The 17,010-nt window shown below is 73.3% G+C and carries 16 protein-coding genes; 9 read left to right on the forward strand and 7 right to left on the reverse strand.

What is annotated here, in order from left to right; genetic code table 11:
* Window positions 1-15: 15 nt before the first annotated feature.
* Complete coding sequence (locus ACZ7OU_RS37195; protein WP_470243020.1) at window positions 16-1,182, reverse strand: 4-hydroxybenzoate 3-monooxygenase; 1,167 nt, start codon at window positions 1,180-1,182, stop codon at window positions 16-18.
* 302 nt (window positions 1,183-1,484) lie between these two features.
* Between ACZ7OU_RS37195 and ACZ7OU_RS37200 the strand changes: the two genes are divergently transcribed.
* A complete protein-coding gene (locus tag ACZ7OU_RS37200; protein ID WP_470258836.1) occupies window positions 1,485-2,462 on the forward strand; it encodes a helix-turn-helix domain-containing protein in 978 nt (325 codons plus the stop codon).
* Window positions 2,463-2,633: 171 nt separating this feature from the next.
* Here ACZ7OU_RS37200 and ACZ7OU_RS37205 read toward each other — a convergent pair whose 3' ends face one another.
* Together ACZ7OU_RS37205 and ACZ7OU_RS37210 are read right to left on the reverse strand one after the other, a co-directional pair.
* Window positions 2,634-3,374: a D-Ala-D-Ala carboxypeptidase family metallohydrolase gene (locus ACZ7OU_RS37205; protein ID WP_470243022.1), complete on the reverse strand. Its 741-nt coding sequence runs from the start codon at window positions 3,372-3,374 to the stop codon at window positions 2,634-2,636.
* Between the two features lie 23 nt (window positions 3,375-3,397).
* The gene (locus ACZ7OU_RS37210; RefSeq protein ID WP_470243023.1) at window positions 3,398-4,717 is read right to left on the reverse strand and encodes a GH25 family lysozyme; all 1,320 of its coding nucleotides are present in this window, start codon (window positions 4,715-4,717) and stop codon (window positions 3,398-3,400) included.
* Window positions 4,718-4,912: 195 nt separating this feature from the next.
* Here ACZ7OU_RS37210 and ACZ7OU_RS37215 point away from each other — a divergent pair, with 195 nt between their 5' ends.
* Window positions 4,913-5,716, forward strand: a complete 804-nt coding sequence (locus ACZ7OU_RS37215) for an adenylate/guanylate cyclase domain-containing protein (protein ID WP_470258837.1) — start codon at window positions 4,913-4,915, stop codon at window positions 5,714-5,716.
* An 85-nt stretch (window positions 5,717-5,801) separates the two neighbouring features.
* Window positions 5,802-6,836 carry an MBL fold metallo-hydrolase gene (locus ACZ7OU_RS37220; RefSeq protein ID WP_470258838.1) on the forward strand — a complete coding sequence of 345 codons (1,035 nt, stop codon included), beginning with the start codon at window positions 5,802-5,804 and terminating at the stop codon, window positions 6,834-6,836.
* Between the two features lie 80 nt (window positions 6,837-6,916).
* Here ACZ7OU_RS37220 and ACZ7OU_RS37225 read toward each other — a convergent pair whose 3' ends face one another.
* Window positions 6,917-7,906, reverse strand: a complete 990-nt coding sequence (locus ACZ7OU_RS37225) for an LLM class flavin-dependent oxidoreductase (protein WP_470258839.1) — start codon at window positions 7,904-7,906, stop codon at window positions 6,917-6,919.
* A 25-nt stretch (window positions 7,907-7,931) separates the two neighbouring features.
* Entirely contained in the window at window positions 7,932-8,834 is a 903-nt protein-coding gene (locus ACZ7OU_RS37230; protein WP_470258840.1) for an SMP-30/gluconolactonase/LRE family protein, read from the reverse strand.
* A 114-nt stretch (window positions 8,835-8,948) separates the two neighbouring features.
* Between ACZ7OU_RS37230 and ACZ7OU_RS37235 the strand changes: the two genes are divergently transcribed.
* Window positions 8,949-9,638, forward strand: a complete 690-nt coding sequence (locus ACZ7OU_RS37235; RefSeq protein WP_470258841.1) for a TetR/AcrR family transcriptional regulator — start codon at window positions 8,949-8,951, stop codon at window positions 9,636-9,638.
* 89 nt (window positions 9,639-9,727) lie between these two features.
* On the forward strand, window positions 9,728-9,937 hold the full coding sequence (locus tag ACZ7OU_RS37240) for a hypothetical protein (RefSeq protein WP_470258842.1): 210 nt from the start codon (window positions 9,728-9,730) through the stop codon (window positions 9,935-9,937).
* Here the strand turns inward: ACZ7OU_RS37240 and ACZ7OU_RS37245 are convergent.
* On the reverse strand, window positions 9,894-10,757 hold the full coding sequence (locus tag ACZ7OU_RS37245) for a LysR family transcriptional regulator (RefSeq protein WP_470258843.1): 864 nt from the start codon (window positions 10,755-10,757) through the stop codon (window positions 9,894-9,896). The genes ACZ7OU_RS37240 and ACZ7OU_RS37245 overlap by 44 nt on opposite strands.
* 115 nt (window positions 10,758-10,872) lie before the next feature.
* On the opposite strand from ACZ7OU_RS37245, the gene ACZ7OU_RS37250 reads away from it, so the two are divergent.
* The 4 genes from ACZ7OU_RS37250 to ACZ7OU_RS37265 all read left to right on the forward strand — a co-directional run bounded on the left by ACZ7OU_RS37250 (window position 10,873) and on the right by ACZ7OU_RS37265 (window position 16,183).
* Window positions 10,873-12,432, forward strand: a complete 1,560-nt coding sequence (locus ACZ7OU_RS37250; RefSeq protein WP_470258844.1) for a long-chain-fatty-acid--CoA ligase — start codon at window positions 10,873-10,875, stop codon at window positions 12,430-12,432.
* Window positions 12,433-12,581: 149 nt separating this feature from the next.
* Window positions 12,582-14,123: an alpha/beta hydrolase gene (locus ACZ7OU_RS37255; RefSeq protein WP_470258845.1), complete on the forward strand. Its 1,542-nt coding sequence runs from the start codon at window positions 12,582-12,584 to the stop codon at window positions 14,121-14,123.
* Between the two features lie 243 nt (window positions 14,124-14,366).
* Window positions 14,367-15,512: a sensor histidine kinase gene (locus tag ACZ7OU_RS37260; protein ID WP_470258846.1), complete on the forward strand. Its 1,146-nt coding sequence runs from the start codon at window positions 14,367-14,369 to the stop codon at window positions 15,510-15,512.
* Window positions 15,509-16,183, forward strand: coding sequence for a response regulator (locus ACZ7OU_RS37265; protein ID WP_470243034.1), 675 nt, complete (start codon window positions 15,509-15,511; stop codon window positions 16,181-16,183). Before ACZ7OU_RS37260 ends, ACZ7OU_RS37265 begins: the two co-directional genes overlap by 4 nt.
* Here ACZ7OU_RS37265 and ACZ7OU_RS37270 read toward each other — a convergent pair.
* On the reverse strand, window positions 16,167-16,988 hold the full coding sequence (locus tag ACZ7OU_RS37270) for a CPBP family intramembrane glutamic endopeptidase (RefSeq protein WP_470243035.1): 822 nt from the start codon (window positions 16,986-16,988) through the stop codon (window positions 16,167-16,169). The genes ACZ7OU_RS37265 and ACZ7OU_RS37270 overlap by 17 nt on opposite strands.
* Window positions 16,989-17,010: the final 22 nt, after the last annotated feature.

The following is a 17,010-nucleotide window of genomic DNA, read 5'->3' on the forward strand; positions in this document are numbered from 1 at the left end:
GGGCACTCCAGTTGCTCAGATGCCGACGTAGTTCTCGGCGAAGAAATCTTGGTGGGCGCGGGATTCGCGCAGGTTGTCGAGCCGGGCGCGACGCAGCGCGGACCCGAACCGCGCCTCCGGGCCGTCGGCCGCGTCGTGCAGCAGGCCGATCATCCAGTGGGAGAACTCCTGCGCCCGCCAGATGCGGGGCAGGCAGGTGCGCGAGTAGGCGGCCAGGCCGCGCTCGTCGTCGCGCAGCAGGGCGTCGGTGAGCGCGGCCGCCAGTACCTCGGCGGCCATGATCGCCAGGTTGGCGCCCTTGGCGGCCGACGGGCTGATCAGGCTGGCGGCGTCGCCGACGAGGAAGAGCCGGCCGTGCCGCACGGGGTCGACGACGTCCGACCGCAGCCGCACGATCCGGCGCTCGGTGACCGGCCCCTGCCGCAGCGGGCCGAACTCCCCGGTCCGCATCCGGACGGCCAGCTCGGCCCAGATCCGCTCGTCGGTCCAGGCCGCGGCGTCGTCGCCGGGCGGGACCTGCAGGTAGTAGCGCGTGACCGCCGGTCCCCGCGCCATGTGCCCGGCGAACCCGTTGCGGTGCAAGGCATAGGTGACCGCCGGCATGCTCTGGGGTGCTTCCGCGAGCACGGCCAGCCAGGAGATCCCGTGGTCGCGGGCGTAGCGGTTTGGCGCCGGAACGGCCCGACGGGTGACGCCGTTGCCGCCGTCGCAGCCCGCGAGGAACCGGGCGGCGACTTCGCCGGTGCTGCCCCGCTCGTCGCGGAAGCGCACGGTCGCGGTCTCGGCGTCGACGTCCGTGACCGTCACGCCGAAACGCAGTTCGCCGCCGCGGGCGACGTATTCGGCGATGAGGTCGGCGACGAGCAGCTGCTGCGGGTAGACGGTGTGCGGTTCACCGCGGCCGAGCCGGTCGTACCGCAGCTCGAACTCGCCGGCTTCGTCGCGGAACGCGCAGGTGCCGTGCGTGCGGCCGTGCCGCAGCATCCCGGCGCCGAGTCCGTGCTCGGTCAGCACCCGGGCGCTGTTCGCGCCGAGGAACCCCGCCCGCGCCCGGGCTTCCACGTGCTCGCGGCCGCCGCGTTCCAGGACGAGCGTGTCGATCCCGGCCGCGCGCAGCAGGTTCCCGAGCACCAGTCCGGCGGGTCCCGCGCCGACGATGAGCACCGATGTCCGATCGGCCATTTCTCTTCGGCCCGTTCCCTTCCCCGACGACGACGGGCCGCCCACGCCGGGCGGCCCGGGCGAGACCTAATCAGGTCCGCGCCCGCCCGCCCCGCGTGTCGGCGTCGTGGCGCGGGGAATCACCCATAAGGGATCGCCGGCGGACGGCGACCGGGATCCGTCGGCATGCCGGCGGGTGGCCACCACACGGGCGGTCACCGCTCGGCCGGGTGGCGCAATCCGTGGGTTTCCGCCCGGCTCGCCGCGGGACGGTGTTAACTTCCGTCCCTCATCCGCTGCCCGAGCGAGGTGGTCCCGTCACCGTGACACCGCACATGGACAAGTTCGCCGCGTACCTGCGCATGTTGAAGGACCGCAGCGGGCAGGGCTACGAACGGCTGGGCCGGCTGGCCGGGGCCAGCGGCTCCAGCCTGCACCGGTACTGCTCGGGCAAGAGCGTGCCCGCCGACTACCGCGTGGTCCACTCGTTCGCCAAGGTCTGCGGCGCGTCCGCGGAAGAGCTGCGCGAACTGCACCAGCTGTGGGCGCTGGCCGACGCCGACCGGGCCGACGAGGTTCCGGCGGAGCCCGCCGAGACCCCGCCGCGGGCACCCGGTGAGGACGCCGCGCGGTCACCCCGGCGGCGCTGGTACGTCGCGGTGGCCATCGCGATCGTGGTCCTGCTGGCGGGCGGCCTGGTCTGGGTCACCGCCGACGGCTCCGAGCAGGCACCGGGCCGGTACGCCGACCGCGTGCTGTTCTCCCCCGGCTGCCAGCCGCCGGTAAGCATGGGCCAGCACGACGAGTGCGTCACCGAGGTGCAGAACCTGCTGGTCTCGGCCCAGGGACGGCTTGCGGTCGACGGCTCGTTCGGCCCGGAGACGCTGCGCCGGGTCACCGCGTTCCAGGTACTGGCCGGCCTGCCCGCCCGCGGTGTCGTCGACGAGGCCACCAAGACCGCGCTGTACGACCACCGGACCAGCCTGGCCGGCTGGTCGACGACCATGGTCGAGCAGCGGATCCGGGCCGTGTTCACCGAAGCGCCGGACACCGCGGTCGCGATCGCCCGCTGCGCCTCGTTCCTCGATCCGCTGTGGGTCCTGCCGAACACGAACGGCAGCCGCAACTGGGGGATCTTCCAGATCTCCGACGGCCGCCTGCTGGAGCTGGACGGCACGCCGCTGCGGGCGTTCGACCCGGCCTGGAACATCGACGCGGCGCACCGCCTGTGGAGCGCGCACCACGACTTCCACGACTGGCCGGCCTGCTCGGCGGCGCTCCAGAACCCGCTGTCCCACTGAGCCTCTCGCGCTGATGCCTGTCGCACTGAGCCTGTCGCACCGAGGGCGAAGCCCGCGCCCTCCGCGAGGGGCGGCCCCGGCGGGCGGGGCCGGAGGGCACGGGCTTCGCGGCACGCTGACGCCGGAAACCCCCGAGGGCGGGGTTTCCGGCGTCAGACCCCCAGCCGCCGGTCAGACCGTGCCGTTCTCCCACCACCACGCGCGGCCGAGGTCGGCCCGGCTGTCCACGTGCTGGTGGTCGGTGTTGTAGGTCTCCAGGCCGGAGAACCCGCTGGTCTCGGCCTTCTGGTAGACGGTCTTGTTGGCCACGCCCGGCACGTCCAGGTCGGCCGCGGTGCCGTACATGTGCATGCTGTCGCTGGCGCCGCCGATCTCCGCGTTGTGCGCGATGCTGCGGAACCCGGAGTTCACCGTGATCGGCTTGTTCCCGAGCTTCTTGCGCACCGCCTCCAGCTTGTACATGCAGCGGCGGGCGTTCTCCTTGGCGGTGGCCGCGCTGACCTTGCCGCCGTTGAAGGTGCCGCTCACCCGGTCGGTGAACTCGCTGAAGTTGAAGTGCGCCGTGGACCCGTCGCTCTGCTCCAGCGCGTTGAGCGCGCTCTGGGTGGCCGGGCCGACCTCGCCGTCCGCGCCCAGGCCGTAGGCCGCCTGGAACCGGCGGACCGCCGCGGCCGTGCCGGGGCCGAACTCGCCGTCGATCGAGACCCGGCTGTGGCTCGGCGAGTCGGCCGCCCAGCCCGCGACCCGGATCTGGAGCTCGGTGACGTCGGCGCCGGTGTTGCCCTGCACGAGGGTGCGGGACCACGGGTACGCCTGGGCGGTGCCGGCCAGCAGCAGCGGGCTGACCACCGCGGCGGTGCCGATGACCGCCGCGCCGCGCAGCACCGTGCGGCGGCTCATGGGGAGACTCATTCTCGTCCTTTCGTAGCGGGGATTCAGCGGTTGGCGAGCTGGTCGAGATCGGCCTGGGTGCCGTTGAAGACGTCCCCGGTCGCCGGGGCGGGGATGCCGTCGGGGATGGCCGCGTCGGTGTACTGCCACATCAGCCAGGTGCTCGACCCGGCCGGCAGCGCCGGAGCCGTGACGGACTGGCGGTAGTCGGCGAGCTGCATCGGGTAGGCGGAAAGCGCCGTGGTGCCGCCGAGGCAGGCGTCCAGGAACGACTTCTGGGTGTAGATGATCGGGGTGCGGCCGAACGCCGTCTGGACCTTGTCCAGCCACGCCTTGGCGTCGGCGACGGTGACGAACGGCGGGCAGCCGCCGGAGCCGTCGTCCTTCCACTCCAGGTCGAACACGGGCGGCAGGTCACCGGCGCGCTTGCCGGTGTACCCGGTGGCCTTGACGGCGGCGATGAACCGGTCGGCCTGCGCACCACCGGTGCCGGCCGCGGTGCCCGTGTAGAAGTGGTACGGCCCCACGGCCAGGCCGGCGTTGCGGGCCGCGGGCAGGTCCGTGGCCAGGTAGTCATCGGTGACGTTGAGGCCGCGGGTCGCCTTGACGGTCGCGAACTCGACCCCGGACGCCTTCACCGCGCCCCAGTTGATCGCCGCGCCGCCGGGGTGCTGGTACTTCGCCGTGTCCACGCCGTCGATCGGGTGCCCGGCGGGCTTCGGTGGCGTGCAGTAGGTGTTGCGGCTGGACCAGTCGGTGACCTTCGCCCACGTGGTGGGCCCGGCGACGCCGTCGGCACTGGCGTTGACGCAGTGCTGGAACTGGATCACGCGGTTGCGGGTGCCGTCGCCGAAGTTGCCGTCCACGGTCAGCGGCGGGTAGTGGCCCGGCTCCATGGCGAGGTTCAGCCGGCACTGCAGTTCCTTGACTTCCGTGCCGGTGGACCCGCTCTGCAGGGTCGGGCGGGCGGTGGACAGGCCGCACACCACGCTCTGCGCGGTGCCCGCCGTGCCCTGGGTGGCGCACTTGCGCGGCCGCGCGGACCACGAGTTCAGCGCCGCCCACGTGTTCGGCCCGATCTCGCCGTCCACGCTCAGCGCGGCGCACTTCTGGAACACGCGCACGCGGGCGTCGGTCGCCGGGCCGAAGGACCCGTCCGCGCCGATGGGCGAGTACCGGCTCGCCTTGGTCGCCAGGTTCAGTTCGCACTGGGCCTCGGCGACCTCGGCGCCGGACGCCCCTTGTTTCAGGGTGGGCTGGGCACTGGTGTGCCCGCACACCGCGACGGGTTCGGCCGCGGCGGTGGTGGCGGCTGAGGTGGGGAACACCAGCAGCACCGCGACGGCCAGAGCGAGTTTCTGCATGGCGAGGAGGCTGGCAGCGGCCGCCGCGCCGGTCGCCGGTCCGCGGCCGACTCGGGACGCCGGGACAGTCCCACCCCGCCGGACCAGCGGGAACGCCACCCCCGTGGGACACCGCTGGGACGCCGTGCGCCCCCGGCACGTGACCCGCGTTGCTTCGCGAGGTCCGGTCCCGGACCGGCCGGTAACATGCGGCCGGTGACCGACAGCCACGACGACCGGCCGGACCGTGTCCGGAAGGGGGCTCGCTTCGTCGATCGGCTGCGGGCGGCCGACCGGCGCCCGGGCCTGGTCCGCTCCGCCCGCGCCGTGCGGCGCCTGATCCCGGGCGACCGCGACCTCGGCGACGCGCTGTCGACGACCGCGGGTCACCCGTCGGACCGGGTCGCCCGGCTGCTGGCCGAGGCGAAGGACGAGCAGCCCAGCGCGATGCGGGAGCTCGGGCTCGCGGCCGTGCAGGTCTGGCAGGCCGTCGCCCAGGGCCGCGACGGCGACACCGGCGAGACGACGATCGTGTTCACCGACCTGGTCGGCTTCTCGAGCTGGGCCCTCGACGTCGGCGACGCGCGGGCGCTCGAGCTGCTGCGTGCCGTGTCGACCGCGAGCGAGGCCACGATCGCCCGCCACCGCGGCCGGGTGGTCAAGGGCCTCGGCGACGGCTTGATGGCCGTCTTCGGCGAGCCGGCGGCCGCGGTCGAGGCGGCGTACGAGACGTGCGGCGCGGTCAGCGCGATCGACCTCGACGGCTACCGCCCCCGGCTGCGGACGGGCCTGCACACCGGGCGGCCGCGCAAGGTGGGCCGCGACTACTTCGGGGTCGACGTCAACATCGCGGCCAGGGTCGCCGACGCGGCTGCGGGCGGCGAAGTCCTCGTCACCGGGGACGTGCTGGCGAGAGTCGACACCGAGCGGTTCACCGTCCGGCGGCGCCGGTTCCGCGCGAAGGGCGCGCCAGGCGACCTCGAGGTGTTCGCCGTCGTCCCGCGCTACGACGAGGCCTGACCGCCACGAGATATGTCACACGCACGCGGGCCGGGTCAGCCACTAAAGTCGTTGCATAGGCTCCACAACCAACCAGGACAGGCACATGCCCGCGAACGCGATCGACCAGCCGGACGACTGGACCACGCCCGGAGCGCACCCGGTCGCGCCCGGCATCCACCGCATCCCCCTGCCACTGCCGATCGCGGGCTTGTCCACGGTGAACGCCTACGTGCTCGAGGGCCCGGACGGCCTGGTGCTGATCGACCCGGGCTGGGTGAGCCCGGCCAACGAGCGCGCCGTCACGACCGCGCTGGCCGAGCTGGGACACGGGCTCGGCGACGTCCGGACCTGCCTCGCGACGCACCACCACTGGGACCACTACACGCAGGCCTTCGCGTGGCGTGAGCCGCTGGGCGTCCGGCTGCTGATCGGCGAGAACGAGCGGTTCAGCATCGAGGGCTTCGACACCACCAACCCGTTCCCCCGGCACCCGGAACTCCTGGCGCGGTGCGGGGCCGACGAGCTGGCCGAGCGAGTGCTCGCCATCAACATGTCCGGCGCCGAGACACCGTACGGGCCCCCCGACGGCTGGCTGCGCGACGGCGACCGGATCCCGCTGCGACACGGCGAGCTGGAGGTGGTCGCGACCCCGGGCCACACCCGCGGCCACGTCGTCTACACCCACGCGGCGGCGGGCGTGCTGTTCGCCGGCGACCACGTGCTGCCGAGGATCACCCCCTCGCTGGGCTTCGAAGTCGCGCCCGAGGCGACGCCGCTGCGCTCGTTCACCGCGTCCCTGAAGCTCCTGCTCGACCGGCCCGACCAGGTGCTGCTGCCGGCCCACGGCGCGGCCGGCCCGAGCACGCACGCCCGGGTCCGCGAGCTCCTCGACCACCACCGCGAGCGGCTCGACGAGGTCAACGAGCTCCTGGTGGCCGGCGCGACCACGGCGTACGAGGTCGCGCGGCGGCTGCCGTGGACGAGGCACCGCCGTCAGCTGGACGCGCTCCAGCTGGAACACCAGCTGTCCGCGGTGATGGAGATCGAGGCCCACCTCGACGTCCTGGCCCACCTCGGCCGCGTCACCATCGACGAGACCCCGGCCGCGCGGCGGTACAACGCCGCTTATCTGTCTTGATCTGGCGTCGCGCGTCCGAGGTCCAGTCGCCGGCTGAACAGGGCCGAGTCTGATCTGGCGCGGCGAAGGGGCGCTACCGGCTAGCTCTTCGCGGCTTCGAGGAACCGCTCCAGCTCGGCCCGGGTATCAGGCCCGCAGGGCTGGAACACGATCTCGGTGACGCCCCGGGCCGCGACCTCGTCCAGCCGCCGCCGGATCTCGTCTCGCGTGCCGCTCATCGTCACGTCGCGCAGCATCTCGTGGCCGCCGGCCTGCCACGCCGCCTGGTCGGCCTCGCCCAGCTCCACGCAGTGACCCGTGTGGACCGCGAGGTGCCGGCGGTCCGGTGGCGTCCGCTCCACCACCTCCAGCCACTCCTTGCCGCCCGGGAGTGCCCGCACTGCGGAAGCGCCGCCGAACTCGTGAGCACCGTGGTACGCCAACGCCCAGCCGGGCCCGGCCGCCTGGCGCGCGTGCTCGGTATCCGTGCCTTCTCCCTCGTCGAGCACCGTGCCCCACACGAGGTACGGCACCCACGAGTACTCGGTCATGAACTCGGGCAGCTGCAGCGTGACGTACAGCCCGTCGCCCAGTTCCTTGGCCACCCGGTGGCCCTTCGGCCCCAGCGCGCCGATCAGGATCGGGACGTCGACGGGCCGGGCCGGGGCGTGCCCGGCGGGGTGCAGCATCCGCATCCGCGCCCCCTCCCACTCGACGACGTCGCCCTGCAGGAGGCCGCGGTAGGCCCGGATGTAAGCCTCCATGTAGGACCAGGTGACCGCGCCATAGCCCATCGCGCGGCGACCGGTGAACCCGGTGCCGAACGAGATCGCGACGCGGCCCGGCGCCAGCGCGGCGAGCGTGGCGGTCGCCGCGGCGTTGACCATCGGGTGCCGCAGGCTGGGCACCAGGACGCCGGGGCCGAGCCCGATCCGCTCGGTGCGTTCGGCGGCCAGCGCGAGGGTCATCCACACGTCGGGGCTCTGCTGCGGGGTGTCGTAGACCCACGCCCGCGCGTAGCCCAGCTCTTCGGCCACGGCGATGTGGTCCGGGGAGTCCAGTGCGGTCGGGAAAGCGCAGGAGACCTCCACGAGGCCCCTCCTTTCGACGGGCCGGTCAGGGCAAGCTGGCGTGCGGAACCTCGACCTCGACCGAAAGAAGCTGGGCCTCCCGCACCGGACGGCGTTCGTGCTCGGCGAAGGACGGCGCCGCGCAGAGGTAGAGCGTGCGTCCGTCGTCGCCGCCGAGCATGCAGGCGAAGACCCCGGTGCCGGCGTCGATCTCGTCGAGGATCCGGCCGCCCTCCTGGACCCGGATGACGCGGTTGTGGACGGCGTCGGCCACCCAGATCGCGCCCTCGGCGTCGGCGCAGATGCCGTCGGGGGCCACTTCGAGGCGCTGCACGGCTTCGCCGACGTCGTCGGTCTGCGGAGTCTCCCCGAACTGCGCCCATACGCGGCGCCCGCTCAGTTCGCCGTCCTCACCGATGTCGAAGGCGGTCAGCCGCGCGGCGAAGGTCTCGGCGACGACCAGCACGCCGCCGGGCAGGATCACCATGCCGTTGGGGAAACCCAGGTCCTCGGCGGCGACGGCGACGCTCCCGTCCGCGTCGACGCGGGTGAGCGTGGTGTAGCGCAGCGCGGCGCCGCCCATGAGGTCGAAGCCGAAGTTGCCGACCCACGCGCGGCCGCGGTCGTCGACGACCATGTCGTTGAGCACCCCGGACACCACCTCGGACAGGTCGGCGTGCTCCGTCAGCCCTCCCGACGCGTCGCGCACGAGGACGCGGTGGTCGCGCATCGACACGACGAGCAAGCGCCCGTCCGGCAGGAACCCGAGGCCCGACGGCTGTCCCGGAACCTCGGCGACGACCTCGGTCTCGCCGCGGCCGTCGATCGCCACGACCCTTTCGGTGTAGAAGTCCGACACCCACAGCCTGCCGTCGTGCCACCGCGGGCATTCGAGGTAGGAGAAGCCGTCGAGCACGACGGCCGGCTGCCTGGTCGCGGGCTGACCCATCGCGACCCTCCTTACGTCTTCGTCGACGTTGGTTTCGGCTGACTGAGCGCACAGTTACCATGACCGCGAGGCCCGGAGGTGTCAAGTCCGGCACCCGGCGAGGGGAGAGCTGCGATGTCCGGAAAGGACCGCCGTCGCGGCGGCGGGCGCTATCCGGCGGCGGCCGCGATGGAGCTGACGACCACCCTCGGTCCCGAAACGGTCCCGGGCGAGTTCTGGGGAGAGGACACTTCCCCGGTGGCTCGCGCGCTGCTGTCCTCGGCCGTGCAGTGCTTCGCCCGCAAGGGTTTCCACGCGACCACCACCCGCGACATCACCGCCGTCGTCGGCCTCAGCCCCGGTTCGCTGTACGTGCACTTCGCCTCGAAGGAAGCCGTGCTGTTCCACATCGCCCGGACCGGTCACGAGCGCGCCCTCGCGACGCTGGCGGCCCAGGACGACGACGGCGACACCCGGCACCACCTCTGGCGGCTGGTGGCCGGGCACGTGTCGTGGCACGCCCGCCACCACACCGTGGCGAGGGTCTGCCAGTACGAACTGGCGGCCCTCGAGCCGGACCACTTCGGCGAGATCCTCGTGCTCCGGCAACGGTTCTCGGCGATGGTGCAGACCGCCGTCGAACGCGGCGTCGGGGAAGGCGTCTTCGACGTCCCCGACATCGGCCGGGCGGTGCGCGCGATCCTGTCGCTCGGCATCGACCTGGTGCGCTGGTACCGCCTCGACGGCGCGGACTCCCCCGAGGACCTCGGCGAGTCCTACGCCGAACTCGCGGCCCGGATGCTCGGCTGCCCCTCCCCCGGCTGAGGTTACCGCCGACACTCAGCGATCCCAGAGCTGAATCCGAGCGAAATCATGCGTTGGACTCGCCACCGCCCCGGACCGATACTCGAACCATGGCGGACACCGAGACCACCGACCTCGCCCGGCTGCTGCGGCAGTTCGGCGTCCGCGCGCTCGTGCTGGCCGGGGTTGCCGCGCTCGTCGGGTTCACCACCGTCACGATGGCCTTGGCGCTCGCCGGCTGCGCGTTGCTGTTCGCTCCCGCCGGACGGCGGCGGGTCACGTCAGCAGATGCGCCAGCAACGCCCGAGCCGCCGGGTTGACCGGCTCCGGACCACGGCCCGCGAGGTGGATCGCCCGGCTGATGGCGGGCTGCTCGAAGCGCGCGAACGGCAGGCCGGACCGCTCCGCCACCGGCTGCGGCACGATCGACACCCCCAGGCCGGCCGCCACCAGCTCGACCAGCAGCGGCAGGTGCGTGGCCTCGCAGACGCGGTTCTGACACACACCCGCGTCGGCGAAGCGGCGCGCGACCATCACCTGGATGCCGCTGCCGCTGAAGTCGACGAACGGCTCGCCGTCGAGCTCGCCGAGCCGGACGCGCCGACGGCGAGCGAGGCGGTGGCCCGGGTGGCTGAGCAGCACGAGCTGCTGGCTCCACTCCCGGAACCCGGTCAGCTCGCCGGGCAGCGGCTCGTCGCCGGCGAGGAACGCCAGGTCCAGCTCACCGCTCGCGACGGCGGCCGCCAGGTCGGGGACCGTGCCGTCGCGGACGTGCATGCGGATCCCCGGGTGGCGGTTCCGGAACTCGCCGAGCTTGGCGGGCAGGTCGAGCACGCTCAGCGCCTGGATCGTCCCGATCGACACCCGTCCGCTCGTCAGCCCGGCCCGCGCCGCGACCTCACCCCGCGCGGCCTCCACGTCCGCGACGATCCGGTGCGCCATCGGCACCAGCGCCCGCCCGGCCTCGGTCAGGGTGACCCGGCGCGTCGTGCGCTCGAACAGCGGCAGGCCCAGGTCGGCCTCGAGCTTGCGGATCGACGCGCTCAACGCCGACTGCACCACGTGCACCTCCTGCGCCGCCGCGGTGAAGCTCCCGCACCGCACCACCGCGAGGAAATGCTCGACCTGCCTCAGCTCCATTCAGCGATCGTAGAGCTGAATCAGCCGCGAAGACGACGCGTGGTCAAGCCGGCCACCATCGTGGTAGAAATAGAACCTGTTCCACTTTTGCCCACCGGAGCCGGGAGGTGCGTGGATGAGCGTCCCGACGGTGACCGAGCTGCTGCTGGCCCGCGCCGGCGACGAGCGCCCGGGCCTGCGGTTCGAGGACGAGACGTACTCGTGGGCCGAGCACGTCCGGGCGTCGGCGATCCGCGCGGCCGACCTCCGGGAGACGCTGGACTGGGGCAAACCGCCCCACGTCGGCGTTCTGGCCGACAACGTGCCGGCCTTCTCCGTCCTCCTGGGCGCCTGCGCGTTCGCCGGGGCGGTCCTGGTCGGTCTCAACCCGACGCGGCGCGGGGCCGCCCTCGCGCGGGACATCCGGCTCGCCGACTGCCAATTCGTGCTCGCCGAGCGGAAGTACCGGCCCCTGCTGGAAGGCCTGGACCTCGGCGGGATCGACGTGCGCGACCTGGACGCACCGCCGTCGGCGCACGCGCCGCTCGACCCCGTCGCCGCCTCGCCGGACGACCTGCTCATGCTGATCTTCACCTCCGGCACCAGCGGCGACCCGAAGGCCGTGCGCTGCACCCACGGCAAGATCGCGTTCCCTGGCGCGATGCTCGCCCAGCGCTTCGGACTGTCCACATCGGACACAGTCTACGTCACGATGCCGCTGTTCCACTCCAACGCCGTCATGGCCGGCTGGGCGGTCGGGCTCGCGGCGGGTGCGGGCATCGCCCTGCGCCGCCGGTTCTCCGCGTCCGGCTTCCTGCCCGACGTGCGGAAGTTCGGCGCGACCTACGCCAACTACGTGGGCAAGCCCCTGTCCTACGTGGTCGCCACTCCCCCGCGCCCGGACGACGCGGACAACCCGCTGCGCCTGGTCTACGGGAACGAAGGAGCGAGCGCCGACCTCGCCGCGTTCGAGAAACGCTTCGGCTGCAAGGTCATCGACGCGTTCGGCTCCACCGAAGGCGGAGTGGGTTTCGCCCGCACCGACGACACACCGCCCGGCTCACTCGGCCGGCCGGCCGGCGACGTCGCCATCCTGCACCCGCACACCGGCCGGCCGTGCCCGCCGGCCGAGTTCGATCCCGACGGCCGGCTGAGCAACGCCGAAGAGGCCGTCGGCGAACTGGTCAACACCACCGGCGCCGGCTGGTTCGCCGGGTACTACCGCGACCCCGAAGCGGACGCGGAACGGTTGCGCGGCGGGCTGTTCCACACCGGCGATCTCGCCTACGCCGACGCGGCCGGGTTCTGCTACTTCGCCGGACGGCTCGGCGACTGGCTCCGCGTCGACGGCGAAAACCTCGGCACCGCACCGATCGAGCGGATCCTGCTGCGGCACCCCGCGATCACCGACGCCGCCGTCTACGCGGTGCCCGACCCGGTGACCGGGGACCAGGTGATGGCCGCGATCGTCACCGACGGCACGCCCCTGGACCCCGCCGGGTTCGGCCGGTTCCTCGCCGGCCAGCCCGATCTCGGGCCCAAACAGGTGCCGGCCTACGTGCGCACGGTCCGGGAGCTGCCGCGGACGTCGACGTTCAAGGTCCTCAAACGGCGGCTTTCCGCCGAGGGCCTGAACTGCGCCGACGTGGTCTGGCAGCGCGTCGGACGGGACATCGCCTACGCCGTCCCCGCCTGAAGATCGCGCCGGTGTCCCTCGGGAGAGCTACCGGAACTGCTCGCTCCGGGGTGACGTTTTCGCTGTCCGGTTCTCGCTAACTTCGTGGCCGTCAACGCGGACGGCGGCGCAGAAGCGCCGGCCGCCGCGGAAATCGGAGGGCGAGCACCATGAGGAAGACACGCGGCCATCGGTTCGCCGCGGCCCTGGCGGTCACCACACTGACCGTTCTCGGCGTGGCCGCCTGCGACAGCGCGGACGACGAAGACAGCCCGGCGGCCGCGGCGCTCGCGTGGGGACCGTGCCCGGCGGCGGCGCCGGGCGCGCCCCGGGATCCCCGGCTCACCTGCGCGAAGGTCAAGGTCCCCCTCGACTACGGCCACCCGGACGGCACGTCGATCGAGGTCGTGATCTCCAAGCTCGGCGCGGCCGATCCCGCGAAGCGCCACGGTGTCCTGCTGCTGAACCCGGGCGGCCCGGCGCTGCCGGGTCTCGACACGCCCGCCGCGATGGCGCCGACGCTGCCGAAGCCCGTCCTGGACGGCTACGACCTGATCGGCTTCGACCCGCGCGGCGTCGGGACCAGCACCCCGCAGAGCTGCGGCCTCGAAAACCCCGGCGTCGCCGCCCTGTTCCCCTACCCCGCCGCCGACGGCTCGATCGACGCGAACGTCCAGGCCGCCCGCGCCACGGCCGGGAAGTGCGCCGCCCAGGCCGGGGAGAACCTGCGGTTCTTCACCACCGCCAACACCGCCCGCGACCTCGACCGCGTCCGCGAGGCCCTCGGCGAAGCCAAGATCTCCTACTGGGGCCAGTCCTACGGCACCTACCTCGGGACCGTCTACGGCTCGCTGTACCCGGACCGGGTCGATCGGATGGTCCTGGAGGGCAACGTCGATCCCGCCCACGTCTGGGCCGGTGAAGCGGCGAGCTGGGGCAAGGGCATGGCCGACCGGTTCCCGGACGCGGCCGCCGTCGCCGCCGGGCAGAACGCCGCGCTCGGCCTCGGTGCCACCCCCGCCGACGTCACCCGGACCTACCTCGCGCTCGCCGACCGGCTCGACCGCACCCCGGCGCCGGTGCCGGGCACACCGCAGGCGGTGACCGGGGCGCTGCTGCGCGGCGTCACCTACGCGCTGCTGATCCACAACGACACCCTGCCGGTGCTCGCCCAGGTCTGGAAGGCCGCCGCGGACCTCGCCGACGGTCACGTCACCGAGGCCGACGGCAAGGTGCTGCAGCAGGTGTTCGCCGACACCCCGGCCACCCCGGGCGTGCCCGCGGACAACCAGGCGACCATGTTCCTGGCCCTCACCTGCGGGGACGCCGAGTGGTCCCACGACGTCGGCAGCTACGCCAGTGCCACCGCGGCCGACCGGAAGGCCTGGCCGCTGACCGCGGGCATGCCGGCGAACATCTGGCCGTGCGCGTTCTGGCCGCAGCCGATCGAGAAGCCGGTCACGGCCACGGACAAGGGCGCGCGCAACACGCTGATCCTGCAGAACCGCCGCGACCACGCGACCCCGTGGGACTCCGGCATCGGCCTGCGCCACGCCTTGGGCAACCGAGCCGCCTTCGTCGGCGTCGACAACGGCGGCCACTACGTCTACCACGAAGGTTCGGCGTGCGCGGACAACGCGACGGTGAGCTTCCTCGACACCGGCAAGCTGCCGGACCAGGACCTCGACTGCACCGACGTCGCACGGCACTGACCGGCCGCGCTTCGGTGAAGCCGGCCGCGCCCGTCGACGCGCGGCCGCGCGTCGACGGCACCTCCGAGCCGGACCCGGCCGGGCGGTGCAGCCGGCCGCCGCTCCTCCCCCGCGGCGGATTCGGCACCGCGTTGCCCGGGCAGACCACGATTCCCGCACTCGTGGCCTGTCCGGGCTTCGCCGCGCGAACACCTTGCCCGCCAGGACGAACCGGACGAGCCCGGCCTCGCTAGGCTCCCCGCCATGCCGAAGCTCGGACGTCTCCGGAACCGCTGGGCGCGCGTCACCCCGCCGGTCCGGGACCGGGCGCTCGCCGCGGGCGTCACCGTCGCGGCGTTCGTGCCGGGACTCGCCATGCTCGGCGCCCAGTTCGGCGATCTGCCGAGGCACGACGGCGGCTTCCCCGCGGTCGTGCTGGTGCTCGGGCAGACGCTCCCCCTCGCGGTGCGCAGCCGGTGGCCCGCGGCGACCCTGGCGGTCATCGCGACCTGTTTCGCGGCGCACGAAGTGCTCGCGTACTCCCCCTCGATCGGCAGTCTCGCGCTGTACTTCGCGCTCTATTCGGCCGGAGCGCGCGAAGAACGGTTCCGCCGTGCGCTGCCCGTCGCGGTCTCGGCGGGATACGCCGTCTTCGCGGTGCTGGTCGTCTTGCGCGGGTCGCCGTCGGACCTGCTGACCTTCGTCCTCTACTACGCGGTCCTGGCGCTGTTCTGGCTGCTGGGCACCCTGGTCCGGCAGCGACGGCGGGAGGAGGCCGAACGGCGGCGGCTCACCGCCCTGGCCGCGGCGGCCGACGAGCGGGCGCGGCTGGCCCGCGAGCTGCACGACGTCGTCACCCACCACGTGACGGCCATGGTGGTCCAGGCCGACGCCGCCCGGTACCTCCCGCCCGAGAGCGCACCCGAGGTCTTCGCCGCCATCACCGGCTCGGGCCGCGACGCCCTCACCGAGCTGCGGTTCCTGCTCGGCGTCCTCGAAGCGACCGGCGCGCGCACGCCGGGGCTGAGCGCCCTGCGGGGTCTCGTCGAGCAGCCGGGCCGGGTGGTCGAGCTGGTCGAAGCGGGCGAACGCCCGGCGCTGCCGGCGGAAACCGAGCTCACCGCGTACCGGATCGTGCAGGAGGCCCTCACGAACGCGGCCAAGTACGCCGCCGGCCGTCCCGCGACGGTGCGCGTCGGCTACGGTGCGGACCTCCTCGAAATCGAGGTGACCACCGAGGGCCCGGCGACCTCGGCCGGCGCGCTCGGCTCCGGCGGCCGCGGGCTGGCCGGGCTGCGCGACCGGGTCGACGCGCTCGGCGGCCGGTTCACCGCCGGCCCGTCCGAGGACGGGTTCCGCGTCAGCGCCGAGTTCCCCACCACCGAGAGCCACGCCAGGAGCGACCGATGACCGACGGCCCGATCCGGGTGCTGATCTGCGAAGACCAGCAGCTCATCCGCGCGGGGTACGTGGCCGTGCTCGGCGCCCAGCCGGACATGGAGGTGGTGGGGCAGGCCGAGAACGGCCGCGACGCCCTCACCGAGATCGGCCGGCTGCGCCCGGACGTCGTCGTGATGGACATCCAGATGCCGCTGCTGGACGGGATCGAGGTGACCCGCCGCGTCGCCGGCCCCGACGCGGCGACGCCGGCGAAGGTCCTGGTCGTCACGACGTTCAACGTCGGGCAGTACGTCTACGACGCGCTGCGGGCCGGGGCGAGCGGGTTCCTGCTCAAGGACGCGCCGCTGGACGAGCTGGCCGAAGGGGTGCGCACGGTCGCGCGCGGCGAGTCGCTGCTCGCCCCCGCGGTGACCCGGACGCTGATCGGCCGCTACGCCGACCGGATCCAGCCGGTGGCGCCCGCCGGTGGTCCCCTGGAGCGGCTCGCGCCGCGGGAGCTGGAAGTGCTGGAGCTGATCGCCGGCGGCCTGTCGAACGCCGAGATCGCGGCCGAGCTGGTGCTGAGCGTGGAGACGGTGAAGACGTACGTCTCGCGGATCCTCACCAAGCTCGACCTGCGGGACCGGGTGCAGGCCGTGGTGCTGGCCTACCGGACCGGGCTCGTCAGCGCCGCGGGATGAGCTTCGCGCGGCGCAGCAGCAGCGCCGTCACGACCCCGCAGCACAGCAGTGCGAACAGGCCGGCTTCCGGGCCGAATGAACCGCCGGTGAGCGCGTCCGGTCCGGAAAGGACGGTCCGGAGCAGGCCGGGTTCGCTGTCGGCGCCGGAAACCGCGGTGCCGAACACGCCGCCCTGGAGGAAGTTCCACGCGAAGTGCAGGCCGATCGGCACCCACAGCGACCGCGTGGCGGTGTAGGCGACGGCGAGCATGGCGCCGCCCTCGACGGCGATGGCCAGCGTGCCCCACAGGGTGGCGTTGCCGTTGATCAGGTGCGTGAGGCCGAAGAGCAGCGACGAGACGACGATCGCGAGGACGCTGCCCACGCGCTGTTCGAGGATGCGGTGGAGCACGCCGCGGAACAGCAGTTCCTCCGTCACCGCCACCGAAGCCATCGAGCCGGCGACGCCGAGACAGGCCCAGAACGAGCCACCGGAGACGTCGGCGTCGGTGAAGAGGAACGACAGCAGCATGGTCGCGAGGAAGGCACCGGCCCCGATGAGCGCGCCGCGGCCGAGACCGCCCCAGCGCCCGGACGCGGCCAGTTCCGTGATCTCGTCGCGGTTTTCGACCCGCCGCGTCACCCACCGGTAGGCGAAGACGGCCCCGGCGGCCGCGCCGATCCCGACCAGGAGCCGCAGGACCGCCACACCCGCCACGAGCGTGTCGAGCCCGCGGGCCGCGACCAGCAGCACGGCGGTGGCGACGAGCAGGACGGGGAACCGGAAGCGCAGCAGCGCCGGCTTCCGCTCGGTGGGGCTGGTCATCGGGGTTCCTCTCGCCGGGCTT

The organism is Amycolatopsis sp. NPDC114505, assembly GCF_055633615.1.